This is a genomic window from Nocardioides iriomotensis (genome assembly GCF_004168035.1).
Classification (GTDB): domain Bacteria; phylum Actinomycetota; class Actinomycetes; order Propionibacteriales; family Nocardioidaceae; genus Nocardioides_B; species Nocardioides_B iriomotensis.
Genome location: NZ_SDPU01000001.1, coordinates 74,303 through 96,471, shown reverse-complemented (window position 1 = coordinate 96,471; position 22,169 = coordinate 74,303). Strand labels below are relative to the sequence as shown.

The 22,169-nt window shown below is 72.1% G+C and carries 19 protein-coding genes; 8 read left to right on the top strand and 11 right to left on the bottom strand.

Features of this window, described 5'->3' with window-relative positions; all coding sequences use genetic code 11:
• Positions 1 to 136 precede the first annotated feature (136 nt).
• The 6 genes from ETU37_RS00475 to ETU37_RS00450 all read left to right on the top strand — a co-directional run bounded on the left by ETU37_RS00475 (position 137) and on the right by ETU37_RS00450 (position 7,111).
• A complete protein-coding gene (locus ETU37_RS00475; protein ID WP_129984911.1) occupies positions 137 to 1,741 on the top strand; it encodes a succinic semialdehyde dehydrogenase in 1,605 nt (534 codons plus the stop codon).
• An 8-nt stretch (positions 1,742 to 1,749) separates the two neighbouring features.
• A complete protein-coding gene (locus ETU37_RS00470) occupies positions 1,750 to 3,483 on the top strand; it encodes a GMC family oxidoreductase N-terminal domain-containing protein (protein ID WP_129984910.1) in 1,734 nt (577 codons plus the stop codon).
• 293 nt (positions 3,484 to 3,776) lie between these two features.
• Entirely contained in the window at positions 3,777 to 5,345 is a 1,569-nt protein-coding gene (gene guaA / locus ETU37_RS00465) for a glutamine-hydrolyzing GMP synthase (protein ID WP_206053609.1), read from the top strand.
• Between the two features lie 189 nt (positions 5,346 to 5,534).
• Positions 5,535 to 5,729: a hypothetical protein gene (locus ETU37_RS00460; RefSeq protein ID WP_129984909.1), complete on the top strand. Its 195-nt coding sequence runs from the start codon at positions 5,535 to 5,537 to the stop codon at positions 5,727 to 5,729.
• 19 nt (positions 5,730 to 5,748) lie between these two features.
• Entirely contained in the window at positions 5,749 to 6,549 is an 801-nt protein-coding gene (locus ETU37_RS00455) for an endo alpha-1,4 polygalactosaminidase (protein ID WP_206053603.1), read from the top strand.
• Positions 6,536 to 7,111, top strand: coding sequence for a GNAT family N-acetyltransferase (locus ETU37_RS00450; protein WP_129984907.1), 576 nt, complete (start codon positions 6,536 to 6,538; stop codon positions 7,109 to 7,111). Before ETU37_RS00455 ends, ETU37_RS00450 begins: the two co-directional genes overlap by 14 nt.
• A 115-nt stretch (positions 7,112 to 7,226) precedes the next feature.
• Here ETU37_RS00450 and ETU37_RS00445 read toward each other — a convergent pair whose 3' ends face one another.
• The 3 genes from ETU37_RS00445 to ETU37_RS00430 all read right to left on the bottom strand — a co-directional run bounded on the left by ETU37_RS00445 (position 7,227) and on the right by ETU37_RS00430 (position 11,036).
• Entirely contained in the window at positions 7,227 to 8,657 is a 1,431-nt protein-coding gene (locus tag ETU37_RS00445) for a pectate lyase family protein (protein WP_165372332.1), read from the bottom strand.
• 187 nt (positions 8,658 to 8,844) lie between these two features.
• On the bottom strand, positions 8,845 to 10,005 hold the full coding sequence (locus ETU37_RS00435; RefSeq protein WP_129984904.1) for an acyl-CoA dehydrogenase family protein: 1,161 nt from the start codon (positions 10,003 to 10,005) through the stop codon (positions 8,845 to 8,847).
• Positions 10,005 to 11,036 (bottom strand): LLM class F420-dependent oxidoreductase, encoded by a 1,032-nt coding sequence (locus ETU37_RS00430; RefSeq protein ID WP_129984903.1) that lies wholly within the window; start codon positions 11,034 to 11,036, stop codon positions 10,005 to 10,007. The genes ETU37_RS00435 and ETU37_RS00430 overlap by 1 nt, the downstream gene beginning before the upstream one ends.
• Before the next feature lie 67 nt (positions 11,037 to 11,103).
• Here ETU37_RS00430 and npdG point away from each other — a divergent pair, with 67 nt between their 5' ends.
• Entirely contained in the window at positions 11,104 to 11,793 is a 690-nt protein-coding gene (npdG, locus tag ETU37_RS00425; protein ID WP_420819088.1) for an NADPH-dependent F420 reductase, read from the top strand.
• A 215-nt stretch (positions 11,794 to 12,008) separates the two neighbouring features.
• Here npdG and ETU37_RS00420 read toward each other — a convergent pair whose 3' ends face one another.
• The 5 genes from ETU37_RS00420 to ETU37_RS00400 all read right to left on the bottom strand — a co-directional run bounded on the left by ETU37_RS00420 (position 12,009) and on the right by ETU37_RS00400 (position 18,794).
• On the bottom strand, positions 12,009 to 13,487 hold the full coding sequence (locus ETU37_RS00420) for a DUF4153 domain-containing protein (RefSeq protein WP_129984901.1): 1,479 nt from the start codon (positions 13,485 to 13,487) through the stop codon (positions 12,009 to 12,011).
• Positions 13,484 to 14,482 carry a HAMP domain-containing sensor histidine kinase gene (locus ETU37_RS00415; RefSeq protein WP_129984900.1) on the bottom strand — a complete coding sequence of 333 codons (999 nt, stop codon included), beginning with the start codon at positions 14,480 to 14,482 and terminating at the stop codon, positions 13,484 to 13,486. Before ETU37_RS00415 ends, ETU37_RS00420 begins: the two co-directional genes overlap by 4 nt.
• Positions 14,479 to 15,201, bottom strand: a complete 723-nt coding sequence (locus ETU37_RS00410; RefSeq protein WP_129984899.1) for a response regulator transcription factor — start codon at positions 15,199 to 15,201, stop codon at positions 14,479 to 14,481. Before ETU37_RS00410 ends, ETU37_RS00415 begins: the two co-directional genes overlap by 4 nt.
• A gap of 126 nt (positions 15,202 to 15,327) precedes the next feature.
• Positions 15,328 to 17,076 (bottom strand): ABC transporter ATP-binding protein, encoded by a 1,749-nt coding sequence (locus ETU37_RS00405; protein WP_129984898.1) that lies wholly within the window; start codon positions 17,074 to 17,076, stop codon positions 15,328 to 15,330.
• On the bottom strand, positions 17,073 to 18,794 hold the full coding sequence (locus ETU37_RS00400) for an ABC transporter ATP-binding protein (RefSeq protein ID WP_206053601.1): 1,722 nt from the start codon (positions 18,792 to 18,794) through the stop codon (positions 17,073 to 17,075). Before ETU37_RS00400 ends, ETU37_RS00405 begins: the two co-directional genes overlap by 4 nt.
• Positions 18,795 to 18,955: 161 nt before the next feature.
• On the opposite strand from ETU37_RS00400, the gene ETU37_RS00395 reads away from it, so the two are divergent.
• Complete coding sequence (locus tag ETU37_RS00395) at positions 18,956 to 20,116, top strand: glycerophosphodiester phosphodiesterase (RefSeq protein ID WP_240755451.1); 1,161 nt, start codon at positions 18,956 to 18,958, stop codon at positions 20,114 to 20,116.
• A gap of 85 nt (positions 20,117 to 20,201) precedes the next feature.
• Here the strand turns inward: ETU37_RS00395 and ETU37_RS00390 are convergent, their stop codons facing one another.
• From ETU37_RS00390 to ETU37_RS00380, 3 genes are read right to left on the bottom strand one after another with little or no spacing between them, the layout of a single operon-like run.
• Positions 20,202 to 20,417, bottom strand: coding sequence for a PspC domain-containing protein (locus tag ETU37_RS00390; RefSeq protein WP_129984897.1), 216 nt, complete (start codon positions 20,415 to 20,417; stop codon positions 20,202 to 20,204).
• Positions 20,414 to 20,788, bottom strand: coding sequence for a hypothetical protein (locus ETU37_RS00385; protein ID WP_129984896.1), 375 nt, complete (start codon positions 20,786 to 20,788; stop codon positions 20,414 to 20,416). The genes ETU37_RS00390 and ETU37_RS00385 overlap by 4 nt, the downstream gene beginning before the upstream one ends.
• The gene (locus ETU37_RS00380; protein WP_129984895.1) at positions 20,785 to 22,092 is read right to left on the bottom strand and encodes a PspC domain-containing protein; all 1,308 of its coding nucleotides are present in this window, start codon (positions 22,090 to 22,092) and stop codon (positions 20,785 to 20,787) included. The genes ETU37_RS00385 and ETU37_RS00380 overlap by 4 nt, the downstream gene beginning before the upstream one ends.
• Positions 22,093 to 22,169: the final 77 nt, after the last annotated feature.

Sequence of the window (22,169 nt, the reverse complement as noted above, 5' to 3'; positions counted from 1 at the left end):
TACCGGGTGCGTAATTGCCAATCGGCCGAAGTGGCGGTTACCTGGGGGTGATCTGCCCCACCCCGCGAGCAGCCCGGTCCGGACGGCTGGTTACCGGGGGGTAGCCAGCGAGACGGCGGTCACATACTCTCGGTATATGAGTGACCAGCACCTCGGGACCTCGGACCTGCGCGACCCGGACACCGACCCCACCGCGGCCTACGCCCTCGAGCCCGGCTACGTCCGGTCGCTCACCGACGGCGTGCTCGCCACGACGGGCCGCACCGAGCCGACGTACGCCCCCGTCAACGGCCAGCCGCTCGGCATGGTGCCGCAGAGCAGCACCGGCGACGTGGCCGAGGCGTTCGAGCGGGCCCGCCGCGCCCAACGGGCGTGGGCGCGCACGTCGCTCGCCGAGCGCAGCGCGATCCTGCTGCGGCTGCACGACCTCGTCCTGGACCGGCAGGCCGAGATCATGGACCTGATCTGCTGGGAGTCCGGCAAGGCCCGCAAGCACGCCTTCGACGAGCCGCTGCACATCGCGCTGACCGCCCGCTACTACGCCCGCACCGGGGAGGAGCACCTCGCGACCCAGCGTGTCCCGGGCCTGGTCCCGGGCCTCACCCGGGTCGACGTCAACCGGGTCCCCAAGGGCGTCGTCGGCATCATCTCGCCCTGGAACTATCCCTTCACGCTCGCGCTCTGCGACGGCATCCCCGCCCTGATGGCCGGCAACGCCGTCGTCGCGAAGCCCGACTCCCAGACCATGCTGACGGCGCTGCTCGGCAAGCGCCTGCTGGAGGACGCGGGGTTCCCGCGCGACCTCTGGCAGGTGGTGGCCGGCCCCGGCGGTGAGATCGGTACGGCGATCGTCGAACGCGCCGACTACGTCTGCTTCACCGGCTCCACGGCGACCGGCCGGATCATCGCGCAGAAGTGCGCCGACCGACTGATCGGCTGCTCGCTCGAGCTCGGCGGCAAGAACCCCATCCTGGTGCTGCGCGACGCCGACCTCGACCGGGCCGCCGAGGGCGCGGTCCGGGCCAGCTTCTCCAACGCCGGTCAGCTCTGCGTCTCGACCGAGCGGATGTTCGTCGCCGACCAGGTCTACGACCGGTTCGTGGAGAAGCTCGTCGCGCGCACGCAGGCGATGCGGCTCGAGCCCGGCATCGACTGGGGCAGCGACATGGGGTCGCTGACCAGCCGGCAGCAGCTCGAGACCGTCACCGCGCACGTCGAGGACGCCCGGGCCCAGGGCGCCCGCGTGCTCACCGGCGGGCGCGCCCGGCCGGACCTCGGGCCGTTCTACTACGAGCCCACGATCCTCGAGGGCGTCACGCCGGAGATGACCTGCTTCGGGACCGAGACGTTCGGACCGGTCGTCTCGCTCTACCGGTTCGGCGACGAGGCCGACGCGGTCGCCCGCGCCAACGCCGGCGACTACGGCCTCAACGCCTCGATCTACACGCGCGACACCGCCCGCGGCCGTGTCCTCGCCCGCGAGGTCAAGTGCGGCACGGTGAACATCAACGAGGCGTTCGGCGCCACGTTCGCCAGCATCGCCTCGCCGATGGGCGGCATGCGCGAGTCCGGTCTCGGCCGGCGGCAAGGCGCCGAGGGGATCCACCGCTACACCGAGGCGCAGTCGGTCGCGACGCAGCGGCTGGTGCGGCTCTCGCCGATGCTCGGGATGAGCGACGAGACGTTCGCCAAGGTGATGACCGCCAACCTGCGCCTGCTCAACAAGCTCGGCTGGAAGTGACCGCCCCGATGACGTCCACGACCGACGAGACCTTCGACTTCGACGTCCTGGTCGTCGGCTCCGGGTTCGGCGGCTCCGTCACCGCGCTGCGGCTCACCGAGAAGGGCTACCGCGTCGGCGTGCTCGAGGCCGGCGCCCGGTTCGACGACAAGGACTTCGCCGCGACGTCGTTCGACACCAGGAAGTTCCTCTTCCGGCCCGAGCTCGGCTGCTACGGCATCCAGCGCATCGACGCGCTCAGGGACTGCATGATCGTGTCCGGCGCGGGCGTCGGCGGCGGCTCGCTCGTCTACGCCAACACCCTCTACGAACCGCTCGACGCGTTCTACCGCGACCCGCAGTGGAGCCACATCACCGACTGGCGCGACGAGCTCGCCCCCTACTACGACCAGGCCAAGCGGATGCTCGGCGTCGTCGAGAACCCCCTCCGCACGCCCGCCGACGAGGTGATGGAGAAGGTCGCGACCGACATGGGCGTGGGCGACACGTTCCACCCGACCCCGGTCGGCGTGTTCTTCGGCGGACCCGGCCAGGACGACCCCGACCGGGCCCAACCCGACCCGTTCTTCGGTGGCGCCGGACCGGCGCGCAACCCCTGCCGCGCGTGCGGCGAGTGCATGACCGGCTGCCGGCACAACGCCAAGAACACCCTGGTGAAGAACTACCTCTACCTCGCCGAGGAGAACGGCGCCGTCGTCCTCCCGCTCACCACCGTCACCCGGGTCAGCCCCCGCTCGGGCGGCGGCTACGACGTGCAGGTCCGGTTCACCAAGGCCAAGCTGCGCCGCCGCGCGGCCGCCCGCACCCTGACCGCCGAGCACGTCGTGCTCTCGGCCAGCGCGCTCGGCACCCAGCGGCTGCTGCACCGGATGCGTGACGAGGGGCACCTGCCTGCGCTGTCGCCGCGCCTGGGCCACCTCTCGCGCACCAACTCGGAGTCGATCCTCGGCGCGATCGCGCCCGACACGTCGGTCGACTACAGCGAGGGCGTCGCGATCACTTCCAGCTTCCACCCGGACCCCGACACCCACATCGAGCCGGTCCGCTACGGCCGCGGCAGCAACCTCATGTCGCTGCTGCAGACCGTGCTCACCGACGGCGACGGCCCCGTCCCGCGCTGGCGCACGTGGCTCGCGGAGATGTGGAAGGAGAAGGCGAACGTCCTCGACCTCTACGACATGCGGCACTGGTCCGAGCGCACCGTCATCGCCCTGGTGATGCAGAGCCTCGACAACTCGATCACGACGTACACCCGGAAGGTGCCGTTCTCGAAGCGTCGCTACCTCACCTCGCGGCAGGGCCACGGCGTGCCCAACCCGACCTGGATCCCGGCGGGCAACGAGGCGGTACGGCGGATGGCGGCGATCGTCGGCGGCCGACCCGGCGGGTCGATCGGCGAGCCGTTCAACCGGCCGCTGACCGCCCACTTCCTCGGCGGCTGCACGATCGGCCTGGACGCCGAGTCCGGCGTGATCGACCCCTACCAGCGGGTGCACCACTACCCGGGGCTGCACGTCGTCGACGGCTCGGCGGTGAGCGCCAACCTCGGCGTGAACCCCTCCCTGACGATCACCGCCCAGGCCGAGCGCGCGATGGCGTTCTGGCCGAACAAGGGGGAGGCCGACCCGCGCCCCGGGCCCGGCTCGCCGTACCAGCGGCTCGCGCCGGTCCCGCCGGCCCACCCGGTCGTGCCCGCCGACGCGCCGGGCGCCCTGCGGCTCCCGATCGTCCAGGTCTCCTGAGCGCTGAGCGCCGAGCCGGCGCCGTCCCCGCACCCCCGAGCCGGGCGGGGACGGGCGCCGGAAGCAGTCAGGGCCCGACCGGGGAGGGAGGGTGGTCGGGCCCTGATAAGTCCGCAGCTGCACGGACATGGTGAGATCCGGCCTGGGAGGGAGCTGATGCCACCGGACCTCTGCACCTACCAACGACCCCGGTCCAGGGGGGTTACGGCGTCCGATGAAGAATTTTCCGGGCGATACGATCGGGGCTCCAGCCGCCGTCCGTACGGCCCCGCGAGGCCCAAGAAAGGCTGCCCGTGACCACCGACCACGACCTGGTCCTCGTCGTCGACTTCGGGGCGCAGTACGCCCAGCTCATCGCCCGCCGCGTGCGCGAGGCCCGGGTGTACTCCGAGATCGTCCCGCACACCATGCCGGTCGCCGAGATGCTCGCCCGCAACCCGAAGGCGATCGTCCTGTCCGGCGGCCCCTCGTCGGTCTACGAGCCCGGCGCGCCGAACGTCGACGCCGCCGTCTTCGAGGCCGGCGTGCCGGTGTTCGGGATGTGCTACGGCTTCCAGGCGATGGCGCTGAACCTCGGGGGAGAGGTACGCCGCACCGGCCGCTCGGAGTACGGACGCACGCCCGTCACGGTCTCCGCCCCGGGCACGCTGCTCGCCGAGGTCCCGGCCGAGCACAAGGTCTGGATGAGCCACGGCGACAGCGTCGTCGCGGCCCCGCCCGGCTGGGACGTGCTGGCCAGCACAGCCTCGACACCGGTCGCGGCGTTCGAGAACCTCGAGCTCAAGATGGCCGGCGTGCAGTGGCACCCCGAGGTCATGCACACGGAGCACGGCCAGGCCGTCCTCGAGCACTTCCTGCACCACATCGCCGGCTGCCGCCCGACCTGGACGATGGTCAACATCGTCGAGGAGCAGGTCGCGCGGATCCGCGACCAGATCGGCGACCGCCGCGCGATCTGCGGCCTCTCCGGCGGTGTCGACTCCGCGGTGGCCGCGGCGCTCGTGCAGCGCGCGATCGGTGACCGGCTCACCTGCGTCTTCGTCGACCACGGCCTGCTCCGCAAGGGCGAGGCCGAACAGGTCGAGCGCGACTTCGTCGCCGCCACCGGCGTCTCCCTGCACGTCGTCGACGCCCAGAAGCGGTTCCTCGACGCGCTCTCCGGGGTCAGCGACCCGGAGGCGAAGCGCAAGATCATCGGCCGCGAGTTCATCAGGGTCTTCGAGGCCGCCGAGGCCGAGATCGTCGGGGACGCCGCAGCGCACGGCGAGAAGGTCCAGTTCCTCGTCCAGGGCACGCTCTACCCCGACGTGGTCGAGTCCGGCGGCGGCGCGGGCACCTCCAACATCAAGTCGCACCACAATGTCGGCGGCCTGCCCGAGGACCTCGAGTTCGAGCTCGTCGAGCCGCTGCGCACGCTGTTCAAGGACGAGGTCCGCCTCGTCGGCGAGCAGCTCGGTCTCCCGGCCGAGATCGTCTGGCGCCACCCGTTCCCCGGCCCGGGCCTTGGCATCCGGATCATCGGCGAGGTCACCCACGACCGCCTGGAGATCCTGCGCGAGGCCGACGCCATCGCGCGCGAGGAGCTCACCCGCGCCGGCCTCGACCGCGACATCTGGCAGTTCCCGGTCGTGCTGCTCGCCGACGTACGCTCCGTCGGCGTGCAGGGCGACGGACGCACCTACGGCCACCCCGTCGTGCTGCGGCCGGTGACCTCCGAGGACGCCATGACCGCCGACTGGGCCCGGCTGCCCTACGACGTGCTCGAGACGATCTCCACCCGGATCACCAACGAGGTCCGTGAGGTCAACCGGGTGACCGTCGACATCACGAGCAAGCCCCCCGGCACCATCGAGTGGGAGTAGCCCACCCCGGAACCTCGCGAGTCGGCGCATCTTGCCCTCTCAAACCGGGCGAGTCAGCGCATCCTGGCCCATTCTGACCACTCCGAGATCGGGGCGCGACTAGCGGATCTGGTCCGAAAAGGTCATGTGTCGCGGACGGGACCGACCTAGGCTCGGTCGGGTCCCCAACCCCGAACCCCTGAGGAAATCGTGCGCGCTCTCCGTCCCCTCGACCTCGTGGTCGCGTGGGGGGTGCGTTCGCAGGACGGGTCGCGGCGCAACGCCCAGCGCGCCGCCATCGCCAACGCGAAGGCCCGCCGCGAACGAGAGACGGTCGACAGCTTCCTGGCCACGCTGGAACGGCCGCGGATCCCGACCCAGCGTCACCACCCGGCCCGTCCGTGACCGTGGGACGATGCCCGGCGTGGCCCGTCACGTCCGGTTCGTCCTCGTCCTCCTGATTGCCCCCCTTCTCGTCCCGTTCGCTCCCGCCTCGGGCGCGCCGGTGCTGTTCGACCCCGACGCCGACGTCGACTACCAGCTCTCCGGCGGGTACGACGTCGCCGCCGGCATCGTCGTGCGCGACCGCACCGACGAGCCGGCACCGGGCGCCTACAACCTCTGCTACGTCAACGCGTTCCAGACCCAGCCCGGCGCGCTGTCCTGGTGGCGGCGTGAGCATCCCGGCCTGCTGCTGCGCGAGCGCGGCCGCCTGGTCCGCGACCCGGGCTGGCCCGACGAGGCGCTGCTCGACACGCGGACGGCGGCGAAGCGGACCCGCATCGCCGCGGTGCTCGACCGCTGGGTCGCCGGCTGTGCGCGCGACGGCTTCGACGCGGTCGAGCCGGACAACCTCGACTCCTTCACGCGCTCGGAAGGCCTGCTGAGGCGCCGGCAGAACCTCGCGCTCGCCACGCTGGTCGTGCGTGCGGGCCACCGGCACGGCCTTGCCGTGGCGCAGAAGAACCTCGCCGAGCTGCCGGCGGCCACGGCCCGGGCGGTCGGCTTCGACCTGGCCGTCGCCGAGGACTGCCAGGTCTACGACGAGTGCGGCCGCTACCGAGCCGCCTACGGTCGCGCCGTCCTCGAGGTCGAGTACGCCGACGACGGCCGGGCCGCGTTCCGTGAGGCCTGCGCGCTGCGTGGCCCTGTCTGGCCGATCGTCCTTCGCGACCGCGACCTGCGGCTCCCCGACCAGAAGGGCTACCGCCGTGACGCCTGCTGACACCGCCGTCCGGAGCGCGCTGCCGGAGGGCTACGTCATCCGCGAGCTGCGCATCGACGACGCCGCCGCGCTCGCCGCGGCGTACGACCGCAACCGGGCGCACCTCGACCGCTGGGACCCGGTCCGCCCGCCGGAGTACTACACCACCGACGGTCAGCGGGAGGCACTCGCCCGCCAGCTCAGCCTCGTCGAGGGCGGGCTGCTGGCTGCCTGGGTGATCACGCACGGGGACGACGTCGTCGGCCGGGTCAACATCAACAACATCGTCCGCGGCGTGCTGCAGAGCGGGTCGGTCGGCTACTGGGTCGACCAGCAGCACACCCGCCGCGGCCTGGCGTCGGCGGCGGTCGAGCACGCCTGTGCCCAGGCGCTGGCGATGGGCCTGCACCGCGTCGACGCCGGCACGATGATCGCCAACGTCGCGTCGCAGAAGGTGTTGCTGGGCGCGGGCTTCGAGCAGTACGGCACCGCGCCGGGGTTCCTGTTCATCGCCGGCGACTGGCAGGACCACCACCTCTACCAGCGGCTCCTGCACGACGAACCTCTGCCGGCCCACGTGTGAAGCCGCCGCGGGCACCCGTGCTGCTCCAGGTGCCCGCGGCGGGGAGGTTACCCAAGGGGGTCTTCCACCGAGTGCCCGATTCCTGGCCGATCAGGCATCGTGACGCGGGCGGCGCTCACCGGGGGACGAGGTCGTTGACGTACTCCTCGACGTTCGTGTACCCGTCACCATCACGGTCGTCCGCGCTGTCGTCGGTGCCGGGGTCGAGGTCGTGCGCCGTCTCCCACGTGTCCGGCATGCCGTCGGAGTCCTCGTCGGCCGGCGGCTCCTCAGCGGGGAGGTCCGGCCAGCCGCCGACCTCGGACACGTCGTTGATCATCCCGCCACGCTCGTCGTGCACGTCGTCGATCATCTGCGCGTCGACCGGGTCGAGGTAGGGGACCCTGGCGCCGGCACCCATCAGGACGTCCTCGAGCGCCTGCTCCGCGTCTGTCGTGGAGACAGCGGGCAGGTCCAGCGGAGCGGCTTCCACGATGAGGCCGCGGTCCTCGGGCGAGACCAGGTCGGTCTGCGGGCCGTCGGCGCTTCCGTGCGGTCCGACGTTGCCCCTGAGGTGCAGGTGCCACTCGCCTGCCTCCTCGATCGGGTAGGCGTCGATCTCGTACCGGTCGGGGTCGCTGTCGGGGCCCGCCTTGAAGTAGTTGCCCACGATCTCCACCTGGGGCGGACCGTACGGGTTCGAGGTCTGGAGCGCGGAGTCGCCGTAGTTGAAGATCACGTTGTTGACGACCTGGATGCGTCCGGGGCTGGTCACCTGCGGGTTGCGGGCGGTGTTGTGGACGAACAGGTTGTGGTGGACGCTGATGTCCTCGGTCGCGTCACCGCTGACCAGCAGACCCTTGCTGTGCTCCCCGTCGGAGTGGGTGGACTCGCGCAGGCCCTGGGCGATGATGTTCCAGGAGAAGGTGATGTCGTGGGCGTTGTCCCAGATGCTCGCGTTCTCGTCCACCGCCCAGCTGAACGAGTTGTGGTCGATGATCACGTCGTGGCCGTCGTCCCGCCAGATGTTGATGCCGTCAAGGTTGTCGCCCTCGACGGAGGTCGGTGCCCCCGTGCGGAACCGCATGAAGCGGATGACCACGTCGTGGGTGCTGACGTCGACGAGCCCGCTGGCGTTGTCGTCGGCGGCCTTGAGGGTGATGCCGCCGCCGGGCGCGGTCTGGCCGGCCACGGTGAGGTACGGGTCGTCGATCACGATCTGCTCGCGGACGTCGATGGTGCCCGACACCGCGAACACCACGACCCGCTTGCCCGATGCCTCCAGGGCTTCGCGGAGGCTGCCTGGACCGGAGTCGTCGAGGTTCGTGACCGTGAGGACCTGACCGCCTCGTCCGCCCGGTGTCGCGCACCCGAACCCTTCGGCGCCGGGGAAGGCCGGCAGCCTCCCGCCACACGCCTTCGCGGGGGCCGCGGCGTCCGTGCCGCTGCCGGCGGTGTCCTCCCTGGCACCTCCGTCGGAGGTACAGCCCGCCAGGACGAGGGCCGCACAGGCCGACCCGGCCGCCGCGCGGATCAGCCGGTGGCTTCGGTCGTCCCCCAGTGCCATGGCCCCCCGCTCCCGCCGACCAATGAAGGGCCGACTCGTCGAGCCTACGAGGGCTCAGCCCGCGCGCATCGCCCGAAGAGCGTAGCGGCGCGGGCCCGTCGACGCTCGACAGCGCCGTCGGCCTCGCGACCACCCCGGTCGAGTGGTGACGACTGGTTCGGTCGGGGCAACCCGGGACAGACGCTGGTCAGAGCCCGAGCGAGCGTCCGATGATCTCCTTCTGGATCTCCGTCGTGCCGCCGTAGATCGTCTGGATCCGGCTGTCGACGAACGCGCGGGCGACCGGGTACTCGTTCATGTAGCCGTAGCCGCCGTGCAGCTGGACCGCCCGGTCGGCCAGCTTGTTCTGCAGCTCGGTCGTCCACCACTTCGCCATCGCGGCCATCGAGGGGTCGAGCTTGCCCTCGTTGTGCAGCCGCACGCAGTCGTCGACGAACACCCGGGCGATACGGGCCTCGGTCGCCATCTCGGCGACGAGGAACCGGTTGTGCTGGAACTTCCCGATCGGGCGGCCGAACGCCTCGCGCTCCTTGGCGTAGGAGAGGCACATGTCGAGGATCGCCTCGCAGGCCGCGGCCGCGATGCACGCGATCGAGAGCCGCTCCTGCGGCAGGTTCACCATCAGCGAGATGAAGCCGGAGCCCTCCTCGCCGAGGCGGTTCGCCTTGGGCACGACGACGTCGTCGAAGAACAGCTCGGCGGTGTCCTGCGCCTTGAGCCCCATCTTGTCGAGGTTGCGCCCGCGCTCGAACCCCTCCATGCCGCGCTCGACGACGAGCAGGCTGATGCCCTTGTGCCCCTCACGCGCGTCGGGGGAGTCGGTGCGCGCGACCACGATCACGAGGTCGGCCAGGATGCCGTTGCTGATGAAGGTCTTGGCGCCGTTGAGCACGTAGTGGTCGCCCTTGTCGACCGCGTTCGTCCGGATGCCCTGCAGGTCGCTGCCGGCGCCGGGCTCGGTCATCGCGATCGCGGTGACGGTCTCGCCGCTGACGCAGCCGGGGAGCCAGCGCTGCTTCTGCTCGTCGGTGCCGAGGCCGGTGAGGTACGGGACGATGATGTCGGTGTGGACGGGGAAGCCCGGTCCGTTGGCGCCGGCCTTGGTGAGCTCCTCGGCCATCACCATGTTGTAGCGGAAGTCGCGCACCCCCGGGCCGCCGTACTCCTCGGGGACGTCGAAGCAGAGCAGCCCCTGCGCACCGGCCTTCGTCCAGAGCTCGCGCGGCACGATGCCGTCCTGCTCCCACTGGGCGTGGTGGGGGAGCACCTCCTTCTCGACGAACGTGCGCACGGTCTGGCGGAACGCCTCGTGCTCCCCGGTCAGCAGCGGTCGCTCGAGACCACTCATCAGGACACCCACTCCTTCAGCTGTCGGATCGTCGCCGCCGGGTCGTCGGTCGCCGGCATCACCTGCAGGTTGGTCACGCCGGACTCGCGGAACGCCTCGATCCGCTCCTTGACGTAGCCCTCGGGCCCGACGAGGTTGCACATCTCCAGCAGCTCGAGCGGTACGACGGACTCCGCGTCGCGCTTGTTGCCACCGAGGTACAGCTCCTGGATCTCCTCGGCCTCCTTCTCGTAGCCGTACTGGCGGCACAGGGTGTTGTAGAAGTTCTTGCCCCGCGCGCCCATGCCCCCGATGTAGAGCGCGAACATCGGCCGGGCGAAGTCGAGCATCCCCTTCACGTCGTCGCCGATCGCGACCATGCCGCCGGCCACCACCTCCAGCGGCGCGAGGTCGTCGGGCCGCTTGGCGGTCCCGGTGCGCAGCGACGCGCCCCAGACCGACTCGGCCATCTCGGGGGCGTACATGAACGGCAGCCAGCCGTCGGCGTACTCCGCCGTCCCGGCGACGTTCTTCTCGCCCAGCGCCGCGACGTAGATCGGGATGGACGAGCGCTCCGGCTTCGTCAGCATCTTCAGCGGCTTGCCGAGCCCGAGCCCCTGGTCGCTCGGCAGTGGCAGGTCGAACACCTTGCCGTGGAAGTCGATCGTCTCGCGGCGGATCGCGCGGCGCACGATCTCGACGACCTCGCGGGTGCGGGTCAGCGGCTTGTCGTAGGGCAGCCCGTGCCAGCCCTCGATCACCTGCGGGCCGGACGCGCCGAGCCCGAGGATCGCGCGGCCGCCGCTGACGTTGTCGAGGCCGGCGGCGGTCTGCGCGAGGGCACCCGGCGTGCGCGAGTAGATGTTGAGGATCGCCGATCCGATCTCGACCGTCTCGGTCCGCGCGGCGAGGTAGCCCATGAGCGTCGGCGAGTCGAATCCGTAGGCTTCGGCCACCCACACGGTGTCCAGCCCGGCCTGCTCCCAGGAGGAGACCTGGTCGGCCGCCTCGCGGGGGTTGCCGGCGTACATCAGCATGGTCGAGAGCTTCATCACTGTCCTCTACTGGCCCTGGTAACCGTGACACCAACACTGTCATGATCGCGAACGAGCGGCCCGCCTGCAAGGACCGCCGAGGAGGAGTCCCGTGAGCACACCCCGCATCGCCGTCGTCGGCGGCACCGGCCCGCAGGGCAAGGGTCTGGCCTACCGCTTCGCCCGGCACGGGTACGGCGTAGTGCTCGGCTCCCGTGTGGCGGACCGCGCCGACGAGGCGGCCGCCGCGATCCGGGAGCGGCTGCCTGAGGCCGACGTGACCGGCGCGGCCAACGCAGACGCCGCGGCGCAGGCCGGGCTGGTGCTGCTCGCCGTGCCCTACGACGGGCACGACGAGCTGGTCGCCTCACTGGCCGACGCGCTGGCCGGCAAGGTCGTGGTGTCGTGCGTGAACCCGCTCGGCTTCGACAAGCAGGGGCCCTACGGTCTCCCGCTCGAGCGGTCGGCCGCCGAGTCCGCCGCCACGCTCGTGCCCACCGCACGGGTGGTGGGCGCGTTCCACCACGTCTCGGCGGTGACGCTGTGGGGCGAGGCGGACTACCTCGACCACGAGGACGTCCTGGTCTGCGGCGACGACGTCGACGCCAAGCAGCAGGTCATCGAGCTCGCTCGCACGGTCACCGGTCGCGACGGCGTGGACGCCGGGCGGCTGCGCCTGGCCCGTCAGCTCGAACCGCTGACGGCGGTGCTGATCTCGGTCAACAAGCGCTACAAGACCCGCTCGGGGGTCGCGATCTCCGGCCTCGACCACTGAGCACGCCACGGAGCGGATCGCCGGGCAGCGGGTGAACAACCCCCGGACGCGACGAACGGCCGCTGGCGTCTCGGGTCACCAGCGGCCGTTCATGTACAAGTGAACACGACGACTCAAGGGGCTGTCCCGGGAATGCGCGGAAAGTCCCCGAAGTCACCTCACGCGGGCCCTGCTGGTCCATACCGGTTGCGGCGGCCCAGGCCGCCGGCCGCGGGTCAGCTCGACGGGCAGCCGGCACTCGCGTCGAGCGTCGTGCCGTCCGCGCGAGACCGGCCGAGGTTCCAGGCGATCACGTCCCCGTCCTCGGTGCCCGGCACGAGCACGCAGTGCCGGACGTCGGCGGGCAGCTGCTCCAGCGCGGGTACGGCGTCCGCCGAGAGCGTGGCGAGGTAGTCCCAGTCGATCTTGCCGGTCTCGAGGTACCGCTCCACGTTGCGCTCGGCGACGTACCCGTCCGGGTTCAGCAGTGCCAGCCCGAGCAGCGCCGCCGCCCCGGTCAGCACCGCCGCGCGCGGCAGCCACCAGCCGTCGAGCCGGATGCCGGCCACCAGCACCAGCAGCACGACCAGGCCGAGCCAGCCCTCGAACACCGACACCAGCACCCGCAGCTCGGTGAAGCCGTAGGCCTCCTCGTAGACGTGCATCCGGTACAGCGCGGACGCCACGACCACCAGCGTCAGCAGCCCGAGCAGGCCGAGCGCGACCCGCAGCAACAGACGCTCGCGCGCCGTGCCGCGTGGCGCCTTGCGAGCGGCGGCAGCGGCGACGCCGAGCGTCAGCAGGGTGGCGACGGTGAGCTGGCCGAACCCCTGGTGGACGTACTCCGCATAGGTGAGGCCGGTCGTCTCCTGCAGGTAGGCGTGGCCGCCGAACATGGCCGCCGCCTGCGCCAGCACGAAGCCGACGTACAGCGCGACCACCAGCCCGACCGGCACCAGCCACTCGAACGTCCGGCCCACCGGCGTGGCCTCGCCGGGGTGCAGCCGCTCGACGCGCGGCGGGTTGAGCGCGACGTACGCCGCGGCCAGCGTGATGCCTCCGACCACCACCAGCAGGAACCCGCGCAGCACGAGGGTGTCGACGGTCAGGTCCGGCACCACCGCGTCCGCCCAGCGCGCGAAGACCGCGTCGGCCGAGGCGAAGAGCGCGCCGAACACTGTCACCGCGGCCACCGACAGCACGACGGTGCGCAGCACCGGCCACAGCGAGCCCAGCCGGCCGACGCCCTTGACCGTCCGGCCCAGCCACGGCATCCCGCGCACCGCGGCGAGCGGTGGCGCGAACGCCGACGCGAAGATCCCGGGCACCGAGCGCGCGTCGACCAGCGCGACGCAGCCGAGCGCCCCGGCGGCCAGCAGGCAGAGCACCGCGATCCAGGCGGCGTCGCGGACGGCGAACATCGACGCCAGCGGTACGGCGAGCGCGAACGACGCGACGAGGTACGGGCGGGTCGGCGCCGGCCCGAACGCCACGGTGCCCATCGCGAGCATCACGGCCACGAAGCCGATGCCCGGCTCGCGCTCCGGGATCACCAGCGCGGCCAGCAGCCCGACGGCGAGCGCGGCACCCACGACACCCGGGCGGGCCGGCACACCGGTGTCGGGCCAGAGGTCGCCGAACACGTCGACGGACGGGACGGTCGCGGCCGGCGGTTGACCCGGGGCGGGGACGGCAGGCGTGGCGGGAGTGCTCATGCTGTGACCTCCTGGGTCAGCGGGATGCGAGCGCGGATCAGGCAGCCGCGAGGCCGGTCGACGACCTCGATCGAGCCGCTGTGCAGGTCGGTGACCCACCGGGCGATGGCCAGCCCGAGGCCGGTCCCGCTCTCGGCGGAGGAGTCACCGGTCGTGAAGCGTTCGAAGACCTGCTCGCGCTCCTCGGGAGCGATCCCGGGGCCCTGGTCGGCGACCTCGAGGATCATGCCGCCGTTGCCGCGGTAGGCCCTCGCGCGAACGGTTCCGCCGACCGGCGAGTGCCGACCGGCGTTGTCGAGCAGGTTGGCGAGCAGCTGGTGCAGCCGGGCCCGGTCGGCCACGACGACCAGGTCGAACGGGTCGACCTCGACGGCGTACCGCACCGGGTGCTCGGCCAGCCGCGCCTCCTTCACCGCGTCCTGGAGGAACGGCCGCACCGCCAGCCGCGACGGGTTGAGCTGCGAGAGCCCGGCGTCGAGCCGGGACAGGTCGAGCAGGTCGGTGACGAGCCGGCCGAGCCGCTCGGTCTGGGTGAGTGCGACCTGCAGCCGCTCGGCGTCCGGGCGTACCACGCCGTCGACGAGGTTCTCCAGCAGCGCCCGCAGCGCCGACACGGGGGTGCGCAGCTCGTGGGAGACGTTGGCCACCAGGTCCCGGCGCTGCCGGTCGACCAGGGCGAGGTCGGCCGCCATCGCGTTGAACGTGCGGGCGAGCTCGCCGACCTCGTCCTGCGACGTCGCGGTGACCTGCTGGCTGTAGTCGCCGGTCGCCATCCGTCGCGCGGCCGCGGTCATCTCGCGCAACGGCGAGGTCATGCCACGCGCCAGCACCTGCGTGACGGCCAGGGCGACGACGACGGCCACCGGCACGGTGACCCACGGGCTGACGCCACGCTCGGTCGCGACCACCGACACCACCGCTGTCAGGGCCACGGTGACCGCGATCAGCAGGCCGAGCTTGGTGCGGATCGAGTGGAGCCGGTCGAGTGGTCTCATCGCGGGGTGCCTCCGTCGTGCGCGCCCTCGAGGGCGTATCCCACACCATGCACCGTCCGGACGCGGTCGGCACCGATCTTCGCGCGGAGGCTGCGGACGTGGCTGTCGACCGTCCGCGTCCCGCCCCGGGCGGCGGCCGGGTCGGCCCAGCCCCACACGTCGCGCAGCAGCTCCTCGCGCGACAGCACGGTGCCCGGCTGCACGGCCAGGCAGGTGAGCAGGTCGAACTCCGTCGGCGTCAGGTGTACGTCGTCCGCGCCCACGCGCACGCGCCGCCCGGACCGGTCGACCACCAGGTCGCCCACGGTCAGGTGGCCGTCGCCGTGGTCTCCCCGGGCGAGCTCGGCGGCACGCTCGACGCGGCGGAGCAGCACGCGCACCCGGGCGACGAGCTCGCGCATCGAGAACGGCTTGGTGAGGTAGTCGTCGGCGCCGACCCCGAGCCCGACCAGCACGTCGGTCTCGTCGTCGCGGGCGGTCAGCATGATCACCGGCACCGGCCGCTCGGCCTGCACGCGACGGCACACCTCGTGCCCGTCCAGGCCCGGCAGCATCACGTCGAGCACGACGAGGTCCGGCGACCAGCTGGCGGCCTCGGCGACCCCCGTGGTGCCGTCGTACGCCTGCCGCACGTCGAAACCCTCGGCTACCAGCCGGTCCGCGACCGCCTGGTTGATGACCTGCTCGTCCTCGACGACCAGCACCTTCGTTGTCCCCACACCAGGAGGTTAAGTGGCGCTACGACCGCAAAGCCCACGAACGCCGTGTGGAAAGTGTGAAGGTCCTGTCGAGAAGCCAACAGGTCTGGGGTGAGGAACGCGGGGCAGGGGCCAGCACGTTCCCCTCTAGGCCTGCCAGCTCTTCCACAGTGCTGCGTACGAGCCCTCGCGCTCCACGAGCTCGTCGTGCGACCCGAGCTCGGTGATCACGCCGTCCTCGACGACGGCCACCCGGTCGGCGTCGTGGGCGCTGAACAGCCGGTGGGCGATCGCGATCACCGTGCGGCCCTCCAGCACCGCGGCGAGCGAGCGCTCGAGGTGCCGGGCCGCCCGCGGGTCGATCAGCGAGGTCGCCTCGTCCAGCACGAGCGTGTGCGGGTCGGCGAGCACCAGGCGGGCGAGCGCGAGCTGCTGCGCCTGCGGCGGCGACAGTGCGCGTCCGCCCGAGCCCACGACCGTGTCGAGCCCCTCGGGCAGCTCCTCGACCCACTCACGCGCGTCGACGGCGTCGAGCGCACGCAGCAGCACCTCGTCGTCGATCTCGGCGTCCTCGGGCAGCGCCAGCGCCAGGTTGTCGCGCAGCGTGCCGACGAACACGTGGTGCTCCTGCGTCACCAGCGCGACATGACCGCGGAGGTCGGTGAGCGGCAGCTCGGTCAGGCCCACGCCGCCGACGGTCACCGACCCGGTGCGCGGTGGGTGGATGCCCGCAAGCAGCCGGCCGAGCGTCGACTTGCCGGCGCCGGAGGGGCCGACCATCGCGATCCGCTCGCCGACACCGACGTCGAGGTCGACGCCGTGCAGCACGTCGCGGCCGTCGACGTACGAGAACCGCACGTCCTCGGCGTCGATCCGCTCGTCCTGAGGCTCCCGGCCGGTCGCGACCCGGTCGTCCGGCACCTGCGCGACGCCGAGCAGGCGCGCGAGCGAGGCCGCGCCCACCTGCAGCTCGTCGAGGATGCTGACGATCCGGTCGACCGGGTCGATCAGCATCTGCACGTAGAGCGTCGCCGCGGTCACGTCACCCAGCGACACCGAGCCCTGCGTGTAGAGCCAGCCACCGAACAGCAGCGTCGCCACGGTCGGGATCAGGTAGGCGACCTCGACCGAGGGGAAGAACACCGTGCGCAGGAACAGGGTGTACCTCTCCGCGTGGTAGGACCCCGAGATGTCGCGGTCGATCCGCGCACGCCGCGCCGGCCCCAGCCCGAGCGCCTCGACCGTGCGGGCGCCCTCGACCGTCTCGGTGAGCGAGGCGTTCATGACGGAGTACGACGCGGACTCGCGGAGGTAGCCGTCTTTGGCGCGGGCGAGGTACCAGCGCAGACCCACCACCAGCGGTGGCACGCCCAGCAGGCAGGGGATCGCGACCCACCAGCCGACCAGCAGCGCGGCGGCGAACGTCAGCACGGCCGTGATCACCGCGATCAGCCACTCGGGCAGCGCCCAGCGCACCGACCAGCCGAGCTGCTCGACGTCGCGCGACGTGCGGGTCAGCAGGTCGCCCGACCCGGCGGACTCGACCGTGCCGACGGGCAGCGCGAGGGTGTTCTCGACGAAGTCTTCGCGCAGCTCGGCGAGCACCCGCTCGCCGGTCACGAACGACAGGTAGCGGGCGTAGCGGGTGAGCACGGTCTGCAGCAGCAGGAACCCGGCCAGCAGCAGCACGGTCCGGTCGACCGCGGCGACCGTGGTGCCCTTCTCGACCGACTCGACGAGGTCACCCAGCAGGCGGGGCGCGGCCAGTGCGGCCAGGGCAGCGGCGACGTGCAGCGCCGCCGAGCCCCAGACCATGCGTGGGTAGCGCTTCGCCAGCGAGACGACGTAGCGGCCGACGTGACGCCCCTCGGCGACGGGCAGGACCGTCTGGCTCATGCCTCGACCTCCTCGACGTCCTCGACCTCGCGGGTGACGACGGCGCGGTAGCCGGGCTCGTCACGGAGCAGGTCGCGGTGGGTGCCGACGGCGACGACGTGGCCGTCGACCAGGAACGCCACCTGGTCGACCCGGTCGAGCAGCAGCGGGCTCGTGGTCGTGACGACCGTGGTGCGGCCGGCGCGGTGGGCGACGAGACGGTCGGCGATCCGGGCCTCGGTGTGGGCGTCGACCGCCGACGTCGGCTCGACGAGCACGAGGATCTCGGGGTCGGCCGCGAGCACGCGGGCGAGCACCAGCCGCTGGCGCTGGCCGCCGGAGAACGACCGGCCGCGCTCGGCCACCGGGGTGTCGAGACCGTCGGTGACCGCGGCGAGCACGTCCTCGGCCGACGCGGTGCCGAGCGCGGCGAGCAGGTCGGCGTCGCTGCGCCCGCGCAGGTCGAGCGACTCGCGCAGCGAGCCGGAGAACAGGGTGCTGCCGGTGTCGGACACGACGATCCGGCGTCGGACGACGGCGCGCGGGAGCCCGCTGAGCGGCACGTCGCCCCAGCGCACCTCACCGGGGGCGTAGTGGCCGAGCCGGTCCGCGACCAGGGCGGTCTCGTCGGGCTTCTCCGAGACGAGCGCGGTGACGAGACCGTGCCGCACGTGCAGCCCGCTCTCGATGTCGACGAGGTCGGCGGTGGTCGACGGCTCGGGGTAGGCCTGGTCGGGCTCCCCGACCTCGGGCTCCAGGTCGAGCACGCGCACGACGCGACGCGCGGCGACGAACGCCCGGATCCACTTGTTGGCGAACTCGGTCGACGTGCGCAGCGGGATCATGAGGAAGGCGGCGTAGCCGTAGAACGCCACCAGCTCACCCGGCGAGATGCGCTGCTGCACCGCGAAGCGCGCGCCGATCCACACGACGATCACGACGAACACGCCGGGCAGCAGCACCTGGAGCGCGTCGAGCAACGACTGCAGCCGGCCGACCTGGACGCCGGCCTCGCGGACCTTCTGCGAGTCGCGGACGTAGCGCTCGTGGAACACCCGCTCGCCGCCGATGCCGCGCAGGATGCGCAGGCCGCTGACGATGTCGGTCGCGAGGTTGGAGAGCTGCCCCATCATCTCGCGCTGCGCCATGTTGCGGCGCTGCAGCGGCTTGAGCAGGGGACCGACGAGCAGCAGCAGGACGGGGACGCCGACCAGCACGACGAGCCCGAGCGTCACCGAGGTGTCGAGCAGGATCACGGCGACGACGAGGAACGACACGACGGCGCCGGCCGCGCGTGCGGTCACGTCCATCGCGTTGCCGAGGTGGGCCAGGTCGCTGGTGCCGATCGCGACGACCTCACCGGTGGCGACGCGCTTGGGCAGCGTCGCGCCGAGGTGGGTGGCGTGGCGCGCGACGAGCTGCACCGTGCGGTAGGCCGCCGTCAGCCAGTTGGTCACCGCGAACCGGTGCCGCATGATGCCCGAGGCCGCCTGCAGGATGCCGATGCCGAGCATGGCGGCGGTCCACTGCAGCAGCCCCGACGTGTCGCGCGCGGCGATGCCGTCGTCGATCGCGTGCCCGATCACCGCAGGCATCACGGCCTGGCAGACCATCCAGACGACGCCGAACACCATGCCCATCAGCAGGGTGCGCCACTGCCCCTTCATCAGCCAGAGCAGGAACTTCCCCGGGGACCGGTGGTCCGGGGTCCCGGGGTCGTCGAGAGGGAGGTGGCGCACCCCTCAAACGGTAGGCAGCGGCACCGACAGCCGCACCCGAATTATCCCCTGCGTCCCCAGCCCCCGCGGGCGACGTGGCGCGACTCACGGTCTCGCACTCTTCACCCTGCCGACGCCGGTACGTCGGGGCGCGGACACCGGCGACCGCGTTGATGGTGCGCATGTCACGACTCGGGAAGATCCTCACGCAGGGAGCCGTCCTCATGGCCGCCGTCCTGACCACCTCCACCGTCCTCGCGCCGGCCGGCAGCGCCGCGCCCGGCCACGCCTCCGGCACGCCCGGCGTCGCGCCGCGCATGACCGAGCCGCTGGTGATCGCGCACCGCGGCGCGTCCGGCTACCGTCCCGAGCACACGCTCGCGGCCTACCGGCTCGCCATCCAGATGGGCGCCGACTACATCGAGCCCGACCTCGTCTCCACCAAGGACGGCGTGCTCGTCGCGCGTCACGAGAACGAGATCGGCGGCACGACCGACGTCGCCGAGCACCCCGAGTTCGCCGACCGCCGCACGACGAAGACGATCGACGGTCGCCCGGTCACCGGCTGGTTCACCGAGGACTTCACCCTCGACGAGCTGCGCACCCTGCGCGCCAAGGAGCGGCTTCCGCAGGTGCGGCCGGGCAACACCCGCTACGACGGCCGGTTCCAGGTCCCGACCTTCGACGAGGTGCTGCGGCTCGCGAGGGAGGAGAGCAAGCGCCGCGGCACGACCATCGGCGTCTACCCGGAGACCAAGCACCCGACGTACTTCGACTCGATCGGCCTCTCCCTCGAGGAGCCCCTGCTCCGGTCGCTGCGCGCGGCCAACCTCGACAAGGCGAAGTCCCCGGTGATCATCCAGTCGTTCGAGACCGCGAACCTCAAGGACCTCGCCACCCGCACGAAGGTCACGCTCGCCCAGCTCGTCGACGTGAGCGGCGCGCCCTACGACACCGTCGCCGCCGGCGACCCGACGCCGTACTCCGAGCTCGTCACCGCCGAGGGGCTGCGCGAGATCGCGACGTACGCCGACGGCCTCGGCGCGCACAAGGACTGGGTCCTGCCGCGTGACGCCACCGGCGCGACGACCGGCCAAAGCGCCGTCGTCGACGACGCGCACGCCGCCGGCCTGGTCGTGCACGTGTGGACGATGCGCGACGAGAACCAGTTCATGGCGACCGACTTCCGCCGCGGCACGGACCCGAACGCGAAGGGCGACGCGCGCGCCGAGATCCACGCGTTCCTCGACGCCGGGGTGGACGGGGTGTTCTCGGACTTCGCCGACACCGCGGTCGACGCGCGCGACTTGTGGCTGGCCGAGCGGGCCGGACGGGCCGGCTGAGCCCGACTCCCCGGACGCGGCGGACCCCCGAGCCTCAGGGTGGCTCGGGGGTCCGTCGGTGTCCGCGGTGTCTGCAGGCTGCGGGTCACTCCTTGGGCATCAGCACCCAGGCGACGATGTACGCGACCACGAGGGTGCCGAAGCTGAACAGCGCTCCGATCGCGACGAGCAGCCTGATCAGGTTGGCGTCGACGCCGGTGTACTGCGCGATACCGCCGCACACGCCGCCCAGCCAGGCGTCGTCGTCGCTGCGGACGAGCCGCTTCGGGCTGTTGTAGGGCTGGTGGATCGGCTGGCTCATCGGTCGTTCTCCTTGTTCTCGTCCGAGGTGTCGATGGGGGTGGTGTCGGTGGCGATGACGGTGGTCTTCTCGGCCTCGTTCAGCTTCCGGTCGAGGTCGCTGGTGTAGTCGGGGCGCAGCGGCTCCTCGTACGGCGTCTCGACGTACTCGCTGCGGAGCTCCGGCTGCGGCCTGCGGCCGCGGACGCCCTTGGCCATCGCGGCGACCAGGCCGACGCCGCCGGCGACGACGAGTGCCATCGGGAACAGCCAGGTCATGTCCTCGGGGTCGATGAGGCCGGTCTGGTTGAGCGCCCAGGAGCCGGCGATCCCGAGGAACACCAGGCCCACGACCAGGTGGGTCACGCTGAGGGGATGGGTCTTGGTGCTCATGCCGCTGCCTCCTGGTGGACGTCGATGCGGCCGGCGGCCAGCTCGATGTCGATGGTCATGTCGGGGACGTCGACGCCCCCGTCGATCTGGTCGGTGAGTTGCGGGCTGTTGCCGTTGCGCTCGTTGTCGCCGACCGCGATGTCACCGCCGAGGCTGATGCTGCTGTCGACGTTCACGTCGACGCCGTCGGGGACGATCACGAGGATCTCGCCGAACCCGGCCTGGATGTCGAGGTCGCGGCCGTCGAGAGCCTGCAGGTTGTCGATCTCGGTGAGGTCGACCACCATGCTGCCGACGCTCATGCGGTACTCGCTCGGCAGGGCCGCGGCGCTCTGCGGCCGCTCGACGCGGTCGGTGCGCTGGTCCCAGCCGTACTCCTCGCCGGCGCTGCTCACCGCGAGGGCGAGGGCCGCGACGATGCCGAGGAAGATCAGGCCGCCGGGGCGTCCGACGAACGCGCCGACCAGGAGCATCGCGCCGACGATCGTCAGGGCGACGGCCGGGTAGGCCGAGTCGACGGGCGAGCCGCCGAGCGCGTCGTACAGGCCGAGCGCGCCGAGGCCGACAGCGACGAGGGCGAGGGTGATGCCGAACAGCTTGGGGCCGCGGTCCTTCCTGGACGGCTTCGCCTGGTACGGCGGGGGAGTGGGCGCCCACGAGCCGGTGCCGTACGGCGGGGCCGGCGGGACCTGGCCCGGGGTGCTCTCCTCGGCCGGGCGCTCGCTGGTCGTGTCACCGACCCAGCCGAGCGCGGTCGTGCCCGTGGTGCCGGGAGCGTCGTAGCTCGCCGCGTCGGGCTGGTCGGCCTGCGGCCAGCCGACGCCGGTGCTCGTCGGAGCCGCGGGTGTGGTGGCGCCCGGCGCGGCGGGCGTCTTGGGCCGGTCCTTGTTGATCAGGAACAGCACCACCACCAGCGCGATGATCGCGAGCGGCCACGGGAAGCCGAAGCCGCCCCAGGAGTCGCCGAGCACGAGCAGCACGCCGATGACGCCGGCGACGACCAGGGCGGTCGTGCGGGTGGACGGGCTGGTGCTGATCGCGGCCTCGTCGGAGCCGTCCTCCGGGACGAGCAACCAGGCGGCGCCGTACAGCAGGAGGCCGGCGCCACCGAAGAAGACCAGCACGACGAACAGCACGCGCAGGATGGTGGGGTCGATGTTGAGGTGGCGGCCCAGGCCGCCAGCGACACCGGCGATCTTGCGGTCGGTGGTGCTGCGGCGGAGCCGGTCGAAGTCGCGCAGGGCGTCCCGGTCGAACCCGGTCGAGCCGGGCTGGGTCTCCTGCTGCGGAGGGGTCTCGGTCATGGCATCAATGCTGGTCCTCCGCGCGGCCCGCCACCATCGGGGAAGGCCCTGAAAGAAGAGGGTCCAACGACTCGGGG

Excerpts from the sequence above, each read along its gene's own strand:
- ETU37_RS00470 (WP_129984910.1), top strand. The coding sequence starts at position 1,750 with ATGACGTCCACGACCGACGAGACCTTCGACTTCGACGTCCTGGTCGTC.
- ETU37_RS00435 (WP_129984904.1), bottom strand. The coding sequence starts at position 10,005 with ATGAGTGGTCTCGAGCGACCGCTGCTGACCGGGGAGCACGAGGCGTTC.
- ETU37_RS00430 (WP_129984903.1), bottom strand. The coding sequence starts at position 11,036 with ATGAAGCTCTCGACCATGCTGATGTACGCCGGCAACCCCCGCGAGGCG.
- ETU37_RS00475 (WP_129984911.1), top strand. The coding sequence starts at position 137 with ATGAGTGACCAGCACCTCGGGACCTCGGACCTGCGCGACCCGGACACC.
- ETU37_RS00385 (WP_129984896.1), bottom strand. The coding sequence starts at position 20,788 with ATGAGCACCAAGACCCATCCCCTCAGCGTGACCCACCTGGTCGTGGGC.
- ETU37_RS00380 (WP_129984895.1), bottom strand. The coding sequence starts at position 22,092 with ATGACCGAGACCCCTCCGCAGCAGGAGACCCAGCCCGGCTCGACCGGG.
- ETU37_RS00390 (WP_129984897.1), bottom strand. The coding sequence starts at position 20,417 with ATGAGCCAGCCGATCCACCAGCCCTACAACAGCCCGAAGCGGCTCGTC.
- ETU37_RS00420 (WP_129984901.1), bottom strand. The coding sequence starts at position 13,487 with ATGAGCACTCCCGCCACGCCTGCCGTCCCCGCCCCGGGTCAACCGCCG.
- ETU37_RS00395 (WP_240755451.1), top strand. The coding sequence starts at position 18,956 with ATGTCACGACTCGGGAAGATCCTCACGCAGGGAGCCGTCCTCATGGCC.
- ETU37_RS00445 (WP_165372332.1), bottom strand. The coding sequence starts at position 8,657 with ATGGCACTGGGGGACGACCGAAGCCACCGGCTGATCCGCGCGGCGGCC.
- ETU37_RS00415 (WP_129984900.1), bottom strand. The coding sequence starts at position 14,482 with ATGAGACCACTCGACCGGCTCCACTCGATCCGCACCAAGCTCGGCCTG.
- ETU37_RS00405 (WP_129984898.1), bottom strand. The coding sequence starts at position 17,076 with ATGAGCCAGACGGTCCTGCCCGTCGCCGAGGGGCGTCACGTCGGCCGC.